The sequence below is a fragment of the Bradyrhizobium sp. genome, assembly GCF_049691595.1.
Classification (GTDB): domain Bacteria; phylum Pseudomonadota; class Alphaproteobacteria; order Rhizobiales; family Xanthobacteraceae; genus Bradyrhizobium.
Map to the genome: position 1 here is coordinate 1 of NZ_JBAVNZ010000671.1, position 8,830 is coordinate 8,830.

The window sequence follows — 8,830 nt, forward strand, 5'->3', positions numbered from 1 at the left end:
GCGTATTGCCGAGGTAAAGCGCAGCAACAAGGTCGCGCTTGCGGCTCACCTCAAAGACCTGACTGGCGTGCGGCTCAATCCCGATGCCCTGTTCGATGTTCAGATCAAGCGCATCCACGAATACAAACGGCAGCTGCTCAATCTGGTCGAGACGGTCGCGCTTTATGACCAGATCCGCAGCCACCCGGAGCGCGACTGGGTGCCGCGGGTGAAGATCTTCGCCGGCAAGGCGGCGGCAAGCTACCGCTACGCCAAGCTGATCATCAAGCTGATCAACGACGTCGCCGAGATCGTCAACAACGATCCCGCGATCGCCGGACGGCTCAAGGTCGCGTTCCTCGCCGACTACAATGTCAGCCTGGCCGAATTGATCATTCCGGCGGCCGATCTCTCCGAACAGATCTCGACCGCGGGAATGGAAGCCTCCGGCACCGGCAACATGAAGCTGGCGCTGAACGGCGCGCTGACCATCGGCACGCTGGACGGCGCCAATATCGAAATCCGCGACCATGTCGGCGCGGAAAACATCGCGATCTTCGGCATGGAGGCCGGCGACGTCATGGTCCGCCGCAAGCAGGGGCTTGACGCTGGCGACGTGATCGGCCGCTCGCCGCGGCTCGCGCGCGCGATCGGCGCGATCGAGAGCGGCGAATTCTCGCCCGGCGAGCCGGCGCGGTTCGAATCGATCGGGCAGGTGCTGCGCCATCGCGACCATTACATGGTCTGCGCCGATTTCGATTCCTATTACGAGGCCCAGCGCGGCATCGACGCGCGCTGGCAAGTGACGCCGGCATGGACGCGGGCCGCCATCCTCAATGTCGCGCGCATGCCGTGGTTCTCCTCCGACCGCACCATCCGCGAATATGCCGAGGATATCTGGAACGTGCCGGTGCATCCGATCTCACCGCGCGCGTCGCAGGCGCCGGGCACGCAGCGCGGGGTGACGCGGTGACGTGGGCACGATTACCCCTGACGTCATTGAATTTGGCAAGATTGCCGTGATACTGCGCGTGACGGCAGCCGCGTCATTGCGAGCGCCAGCGAAGCAATCCAGAAGTCCAGGAAGGAAGGCTGAATTGCTTCGTCGCGTACGCTCCTCGCCATGACGGGCGATACACCGATTGCATTCCGAGGAATCCGATGCTGACAAAGACCCCACATCTGTTCGACGACGCCACAACAGTCACCGCCGGCGACAGCCGCTGGCAGGGGCGGACCAGCGACGATTACTGGGCGTTTGTCGGCCCGTTCGGAGGTGCTACGGCCGCGACCATCCTGCGGGCGCTGGTCGATCACCCGCAGCGGGCCGGCGATCCGCTGTCGCTCACCGTCAACTACTGCGCGCCGATCGCGCAAGGCGCCTTCGACCTTGACGTTCGCCTGGTCAAGGCCAACCGCTCGACGCAGCATTGGTGCGTTGAGTTGACGCAGGGTGGCGGCGATGTCGCGACGCTTGCGACCGCCGTATTCGCCGAGCGCCGTCCGTCATGGTCGCATCAGCCGGCGCAATTTCCCGGAGCTTCGCCATTCGAACAGACCTTGCCTTATGCCAAGGTCGCGGCACCATGGGTCAAGCAGTATGATTTTCGCTTCGTCGAGGGCGAACCGAAATTCGGCAGCATGGCAACCGCCGCGCCGCCGAACGCGTTTTCCAAATTTTGGATCGGCGACCGCGTGCCGCGAAAGATCGATGTGCTGTCGCTGGTGGCGATGTCGGACGCGTTCTTCGGCCGCATCTTTCACGCCAAACGCGAGCTGGTGCCGTTCGGCACGGTGTCGCTGACGACCTACTTCCACGCCGACGCCGCCGATCTGGTGGCGGAAGATATCGCCCACGTGCTGGCGGTAGCCGACGCAAAAATCTTTCACACGGGTTACGGCGACCAGAACGGCGAATTGTGGTCGCCCTCCGGGCGCCTGCTCGCGACCACGACGCAGATTGCGTATTTCAAGGCGTAGCGGAACCAGCGAGCATTGCTTCAGTTCGGTCGCCCAAATGATCGAAAGAAGGGTAGAAGGATGGGTCAAGGCGCGCGTTGCGCCGCGCCCCATCTATCCAAATCATCATCTCGAATGGTAGGCACGCGGAGCCTGTCATCACGCATTTGCGCGGCCCGGTGGCTTTGCCTGTCCTGCGATTTTCCTGAAGGTTGCGCCCGATGTCGGAAGCCCGCATGTCGAAAACTCCGAAAATAGCTTTGCTCGGCATTCCCATCGAGATCGGCGCCTCGCAGTCCGGCACGCTGATGGGGCCGGCGGCGCTGCGGACGGCGGGTATCGCGCGCGTTCTCGGGCGACTGGGATTTGTCGTCGAGGATCACGGCGACATGGCGATGTCCAGCGTGGTTTCGGACGATCCGCGGCCTGCGAATGCCAGATATTATCACGAGGTCAAGGCCTGGATCCGGGTGCTCAGCGAGCGCGCCTTCGCGCTCGCCCGCTCCGGCGCCATCCCGATCTTCATGGGCGGCGACCACAGCCTGTCGATGGGATCGGTGAACGGCGTCGCGCGCTACTGGCGGGAACAAGGCCGGCCGCTGTTCGTGCTGTGGCTCGATGCCCATGCCGACTACAACACGCCAGAGACGACCGTCACCGGCAACATGCACGGCATGGCGGCGGCGTTTTTGTGCGGCGAGCCCGGTCTCGACGGCCTGCTCGGCGACCAGCCACGCGTGCCGATCAGTCCAGACCGGCTCGATCTGTTCGGCATCCGCTCGATCGACCCGCCGGAAAAGCAGCTCGTTCGCGATCGCCGCGTCGCCGTCGCCGACATGCGCGCGATCGACGAGCATGGGGTTGGCGTGTTGATCCGGCGGGTGATCGATCGAGTGCGGGCGCAGAACGGCGTGCTGCATGTCAGCTTCGACGTCGACTTTCTCGATCCGGCGATCGCGCCGGGCGTCGGCACCACGGTGCCGGGCGGCGCTACCTATCGCGAGGCCCATCTGATCATGGAGATGCTGCACGATTCGGAACTGGTGCGATCGGCCGACATTGTCGAGCTCAACCCGTTTCTCGACGAGCGCGGCCGCACCGCGCGCGTCGCGGTCGAGTTGATCGGCAGCCTGTTCGGCCAGGAGATCACCGACCGGCCGACGCCGACCAACGCGGTCTTCCCGACAATGCCTGGTGAGAGAGGCTGATGTGGAGCAAAAAGGGCGGCTCAATGAGCCGCCCTTTTTCCCGTCATTCCGGACGGTCGGTGTTCAGACCGATCCGGAATCTGGAGCAGATGATTTCGAGATCCGGGTTCGGGCTATGCGCGCCCCGGGATGACCCTGCCGGTCACTCGGCCGCGAGCTTCACGTCCGGCGCGGCGGCACGGACTTCGGCATCGACCTGCGCCTCGAACTTGGCAAAATTCTTCTGGAACATGCCGACCAGCGCGCGCGCGGTCTTGTCGAACTCGGCCTTGTCGCCCCAGGTCTTGACCGGATCGAGGATATGCGGCTCGACGCCGGGCAGCGAGGTCGGCACCGCGAAGCCGAAATATTTGTCGGTGCGGAAATCGGCATTGCGCAGCGAGCCGTTCAGCGCCGCGGTCAACAGCGCCCGCGTCGCCTTGATCGGCATGCGGCGGCCGGTGCCATATTTGCCGCCGGTCCAGCCGGTGTTGACCAGCCAGCAATCGACGTCGTGTTTGGCGATCAAATCGCGCAACAGGTTACCGTAAACCGAGGGGTCGCGCGGCAAGAACGGCGAACCGAAGCAGGTGGAGAATTCCGGCTGCGGCTCGGAGCCGAGGCCGCGCTCAGTGCCCGCGACCTTCGCGGTGTAGCCGGACAGGAAGTGATACATCGCCTGCGCCGGCGAAAGCCTGGCGATCGGCGGCATCACGCCGAAGGCGTCGGCGGCGAGCATCACCACGTTCCTCGGGTGGCCGGCGCGGCCAGTCCTCGAGGCGTTGGGGATGAAATCGAGCGGATAGGCCGAACGGGTGTTCTCGGTCTTCGATCCGTCGTCGAAGTCGGGCATGCGGGTGTTCTCGTCGAGCACCACGTTCTCCAGCACCGCGCCAAAACGCCTGCTGGCGGCATAGATCTCAGGTTCGGCGTCGCCGGACAGCTTGATGCATTTGGCGTAGCAGCCGCCTTCGAAATTGAAGATGCCGTCCGCGCCCCAGCCATGCTCGTCATCGCCGATCAGCGTGCGTTTCGGATCGGCCGAGAGCGTGGTCTTTCCCGTTCCCGAAAGGCCAAAGAAGATCGCAGCGTCGCCGTCGGGACCGACATTGGCCGAGCAGTGCATCGGCATCACGCCCTTTTCGGGCAGGTAATAGTTCAGCGTGGTGAACACGCTCTTCTTCATCTCGCCGGCATAATAAGACCCGCCGATCAGGACGATTCTGCGGGCGAAGTCGAAGGCGACAATGTTCTCGGATTTGCAGCCGTGGCGTTTGGGATCGGCGCGAAAACTCGGCAGGTCGATAATGGTGAGTTCCGGCACGAAGCTTGAGAGTTCCGATGCATCGGGGCGGATCAGGAGCGTGCGGATGAACAGCGAATGCCAGGCCAGTTCGGTAAAGACGCGGGTCCTGATCCGATGGCTCGGATCGGCGCCGCCATAGAGATCCTGTGCGAACAGCGTCATGCCTTCGGCGTGCTTGAGGAAGTCGGCATAGAGCACAGCGAACTGCCCGGAGGTGATCGCCTGGTTGCCGGCCCACCACATGTTCTTGTCGGTCGTCGCGTCGCGAACGACGAACTTGTCCTTCGGACTGCGGCCGGTGAACACGCCGGTGTCGGCACACAGGGCGCCGTCGGCGGAAAGCACGGCTTCACCCGACCGCAGCGCGTGCTCATAGAGCTTAGGCGCGCCGAAATTCCAGTTCACGCCCCTGAGATTTTGTAAGCCGAATTTGTCGGCGCCAAAGGCACCGTTATGCACGCCCGTGTCCTGCACGAAGAATCCTCCTCGAACCCGCGTATCTCGATTGAGAGAATGCCGCTAAACGCGCCCCTGCCGCGGTGACCGCCGATTGTATAGACCCATGGCCCCGGTCCGGCGACCTATTACTGATCAACGCCGGACTTGCCAAGCCGATCTTGCAAATTTTGGTTTATTCCACGGCACCGCCGCTTGATATGGCTCAAATCCTTGCTGCGACGCGGGGCTCGATTATTCCGATGGTCGCGCAATCATGGTCCGGATTCGCACGGCGCTTGCGTTGGTGCGACGCACAAGAAAAAAGTCCCGGCGCCGTGCGCCTTGCTCAGAGCTGTCAAGCGCCACGGGTTGGCAGAACCGCCGGCCTCGCGTGATTAGGCCCGGGCGCGCGCTTCGGCCGCCAGCCGGACCAGCATCTTGCGCAGCTCCACCCCGCTGGTGACCCGCTCCGGAAAATCCAGCCGCAGCGTGCGAGCGCCAGCCTGCAGGTCCATCCCGTCGGGGTCGCAGCCAGTGCAGCGCCAATCGGCGCCGTCGGCGCCGAGCAGTTTTGTCGCATACAGGTTCATCGCCTCGCGATGATCCTGGTTCATGTGCTCGACGGCGCCCTGCTCGGCGTCCAGCAGCCCCTCGGCGTCGCCGATCTCGGTGAGGAACTGTCCGGGCGTGAGATCGACGATGCGGCCGAAGCCGGCGACCAGATGGGCGCCCGACGGGTGAATCCGGAAGAAGGAAAAATCCCTAAATTCTACAAAGGCTTCTGCGGTCGGATGGGCGTTGAGGTAGCGCCGGCGCAGGACCTTGGCGGCTTCTCCAGCGGCCTCCTCGGCCCGGCCCGCCAGCATGATCCGGGCGCCCTCCAGTGGATCGCCCTCCGCCCGCTCGTCGAGCATCAGCGACACCCTGCTATCGGCGAGGAGGTTTCTGGTATGCAGCGCCAGCCGCGAGATCAGCAGGATCGGGGAACCGTCAGCGTGGCTGGCGATATTGACCAGCGAGCAATAGGGATCACCGCTGCTGGCCATCAACGTCGCCAGGGCGCCCTGCCGGCTGCGCCGCAATAGCGACCGCGCCAGCCTGGAAGGGTCAAAGTCAACGGTGGGTCGCATCGTCCTGTCCAGCCATCTTATTGCAAAAAAGGGCCTTTTCTCGGCCCAAGGGGGTGCTATATGGGTAGAATGCATTGTCCGCGAATAGCGTTTTTTGCGGACCTCGGTCACACTTCAGCCCAGCTTGCATTGCTCGTTGACCGCCTAGGAAGCCCATTTGTACGGCGCATCGCTGGAATGCCCGTCGTTTAAGCCACTCTCATTCTGAAAGCAGGCTCATGCCCACAATCGCCCTGGTCGATGACGACCGCAACATTCTCACATCCGTCTCGATTGCGCTCGAAGCCGAAGGCTATCGCATCATGACCTATACGGATGGTGCGTCTGCGCTCGACGGCTTCCGCACCAGTCCACCGGATCTTGCGATCCTCGACATCAAGATGCCGCGCATGGACGGCATGGAGACGCTGCGGCGGCTACGGCAGAAGTCCGACCTGCCGGTGATCTTTCTCACCTCCAAGGATGAAGAAATCGACGAATTGTTCGGCCTCAAAATGGGCGCCGATGATTTCATCCGCAAGCCGTTTTCGCAGCGCCTTTTGGTCGAACGCGTGAAAGCCGTGCTCCGCCGCGGGCAACCGAAGGATCCGACGGCGGTGCCAAAGGAGCCGGATGCACGGGCGCTGGATCGTGGCCTGTTGCGGATGGACCCGGAACGTCACACCTGCACCTGGAAGAACGAGCCGGTGACGCTGACGGTGACAGAATTCCTGATCCTGCAGGCGCTGGCGACGCGCCCCGGGGTGGTGAAAAGCCGCAACGCGCTGATGGACGCGGCCTATGACGACCAGGTCTATGTCGACGATCGCACCATCGACAGCCACATCAAGCGGCTTCGCAAGAAGTTCAAGGTGGTGGACGACGATTTCGAGATGATCGAAACGCTTTACGGGGTCGGTTATCGCTTCAAGGAAGCCTGATCTGCGGTGATCGCGAGCTTGCCAACCGACGAGGCTTGCCAACTGACATGACCCGCGCCTTTGGGGTAGGGTAGCAGGGCGACACGTAGGGCCATGTGAATCGCTGGACGTATTTCAAACCAACCGGCAGTTTTGCCCGTGCTTGATCGAACGCCGCCTGACCAGGGCCTGAACGCCGAGGACGCGCCCGCGCCGCTCGATCAGACTGGAATTGCCGACGCGATCCCGCCCGAGCAGGGCTGGCTGCGGCCGCTTGGCTGGCTGCGCCGCGCCGGTCAGTTCTTCTTCGCGCTCAGTTTCTCAAGCCTCACCCGCCGCATCGTCTCGCTCAATCTGGCCGGCCTCGTGGCGCTGGTGGCCAGCATTCTCTATCTCTCGCAATTCCGCGCCGGCCTGATCGACGCGCGTGCGCAAAGCCTGCTGGTGCAGGCCGAGATCATCGCGGGCGCGATCGCGGCTTCCGCTACCGTTGAGACCAGCACCATCACGGTCGATCCCGACCGGCTGCTCGATCTGAAGCCGGGCGAGACCTACAACGCGCCCGACGAAGTTTCCGGCCTTGATTTTCCGATCAATCCGGAGCGGGTCGCGCCGGTGTTGCGACGGTTGATTTCGCCGACCAAGACACGTGCCCGCATTTTCGATCCCAATGGTGGGCTGATCCTGGACAGCCGCAGTCTCGACGCGGTGTTGCGGGACAATCTGCCGCCGCTTTCCGCCGGAAAGCCGGGCATGGTCGAGCGGACGACGATCGCGATCCGCACCTGGCTCAATCGCGGTGACCTGCCGCTCTATCGCGAACTCGGGCCGGAAGGCGGCAACGGCTATGAGGAGGTCGTGCGCGCCTTGAACGGACAGAAGAGCAGCATGGTCCGGGTCAACCAGCGCGGCGAGGTGATCGTCTCGGTCGCGGTGCCGGTGCAGCGATTCCGCGCCGTGCGCGGCTCGCTGATGCTGTCGACGCAGGGAGACGATATCGACCAGATGGTGACCGCGGAGCGGCTGGCGATCCTGAAGGTCGGCGGCGTCGCCTCCGCGGTCATGATCGTGCTGTCGTTGCTGCTGGCGAGCACGATCGCGGGCCCGGTGCGGCGCCTGGCCGAAGGCGCCGAGCGCGTCCGCCGCCGCATCCAGACCCGCGTCGAAATTCCCGATTTTACCCGCCGCCGCGACGAGATCGGCCATCTCTCGGGCGCGCTGCGCGGCATGACCAACGCGCTTTACAGCCGCATCGAGGCGATTGAAATGTTCGCCGCCGACGTCGCCCATGAACTGAAGAACCCGCTGACGTCGCTGCGCTCGGCGGTGGAAACGCTGCCGCTGGCGCGCAACGAAAACAGCCGCGCGCGGCTGCTTGCCGTGATCGAGCATGACGTCAGACGGCTCGACCGCCTGATCTCGGATATTTCCGACGCCAGCCGCCTCGATGCCGAATTGCAGCGGCAGGATATGGCACCGGTCAATCTGCGAAAGTTGCTGACGACGCTGACCTCGGTCGCCAACGAGACCCGGCCCGGCCACGACATCGCGGTCGAGGTCCGCTTCGAAGGCCGAGGTCCGACCGACAGCTTCTCGGTGCCCGGCCACGATTCGCGGCTCGGACAGGTGATCGCCAATCTGCTGTCGAACGCGCAATCCTTCTCCAAGCCCGGCGACAAGGTGCGCATCACCTGCCGTCGCGTGCGGTCCGGGACCGAGATCGTTGTCGATGACCACGGGCCGGGCATCGGCGAGGATGCGCTGGAGCGGATTTTCGAGCGGTTCTACACCGACCGGCCGCATCAGGGGTTCGGTCAGAATTCCGGATTGGGGCTGTCGATCTCCAAGCAGATCATCGAGGCGCATGGCGGGCGGATCTGGGCGGAAAATCGCGCAGGCCCCCCTGACGCCGACGGCAAGCCGACGGTCGCC

At 63.9% G+C, this 8,830-nt stretch carries 7 protein-coding genes; 5 read left to right on the forward strand and 2 right to left on the reverse strand.

Annotation, left to right across the window (positions count from 1 at the left end):
• From WCE35_RS26935 to rocF, 3 genes are all read left to right on the forward strand, one after another.
• Positions 1 to 952 (forward strand): glycogen/starch/alpha-glucan phosphorylase (locus tag WCE35_RS26935; RefSeq protein WP_424596351.1); only part of this gene is annotated, 952 nt, incomplete at its 5' end.
• A gap of 188 nt (positions 953 to 1,140) precedes the next feature.
• Positions 1,141 to 1,959, forward strand: coding sequence for an acyl-CoA thioesterase (locus tag WCE35_RS26940; RefSeq protein WP_424596352.1), 819 nt, complete (start codon positions 1,141 to 1,143; stop codon positions 1,957 to 1,959).
• A gap of 215 nt (positions 1,960 to 2,174) precedes the next feature.
• Complete coding sequence (gene rocF / locus WCE35_RS26945) at positions 2,175 to 3,146, forward strand: arginase (RefSeq protein WP_424596353.1); 972 nt, start codon at positions 2,175 to 2,177, stop codon at positions 3,144 to 3,146.
• 142 nt (positions 3,147 to 3,288) lie between these two features.
• Here rocF and WCE35_RS26950 read toward each other — a convergent pair whose 3' ends face one another.
• Positions 3,289 to 4,905, reverse strand: a complete 1,617-nt coding sequence (locus WCE35_RS26950) for a phosphoenolpyruvate carboxykinase (RefSeq protein ID WP_424596354.1) — start codon at positions 4,903 to 4,905, stop codon at positions 3,289 to 3,291.
• A gap of 359 nt (positions 4,906 to 5,264) precedes the next feature.
• Positions 5,265 to 5,999 (reverse strand): HugZ family protein, encoded by a 735-nt coding sequence (locus tag WCE35_RS26955; protein WP_424596355.1) that lies wholly within the window; start codon positions 5,997 to 5,999, stop codon positions 5,265 to 5,267.
• Between the two features lie 218 nt (positions 6,000 to 6,217).
• Here WCE35_RS26955 and WCE35_RS26960 point away from each other — a divergent pair, with 218 nt between their 5' ends.
• Entirely contained in the window at positions 6,218 to 6,919 is a 702-nt protein-coding gene (locus WCE35_RS26960) for a response regulator transcription factor (RefSeq protein WP_027541437.1), read from the forward strand.
• 138 nt (positions 6,920 to 7,057) lie between these two features.
• Positions 7,058 to 8,830 (forward strand): stimulus-sensing domain-containing protein (locus WCE35_RS26965; protein WP_424596356.1); only part of this gene is annotated, 1,773 nt, incomplete at its 3' end.

Bases quoted from the DNA above. Each gene is read 5' to 3' on its own strand.
- WCE35_RS26940 (WP_424596352.1), top strand. From the start codon at position 1,141: ATGCTGACAAAGACCCCACATCTGTTCGACGACGCCACAACAGTCACC.
- rocF (WP_424596353.1), top strand. From the start codon at position 2,175: ATGTCGAAAACTCCGAAAATAGCTTTGCTCGGCATTCCCATCGAGATC.
- WCE35_RS26955 (WP_424596355.1), bottom strand. From the start codon at position 5,999: ATGCGACCCACCGTTGACTTTGACCCTTCCAGGCTGGCGCGGTCGCTA.
- WCE35_RS26960 (WP_027541437.1), top strand. From the start codon at position 6,218: ATGCCCACAATCGCCCTGGTCGATGACGACCGCAACATTCTCACATCC.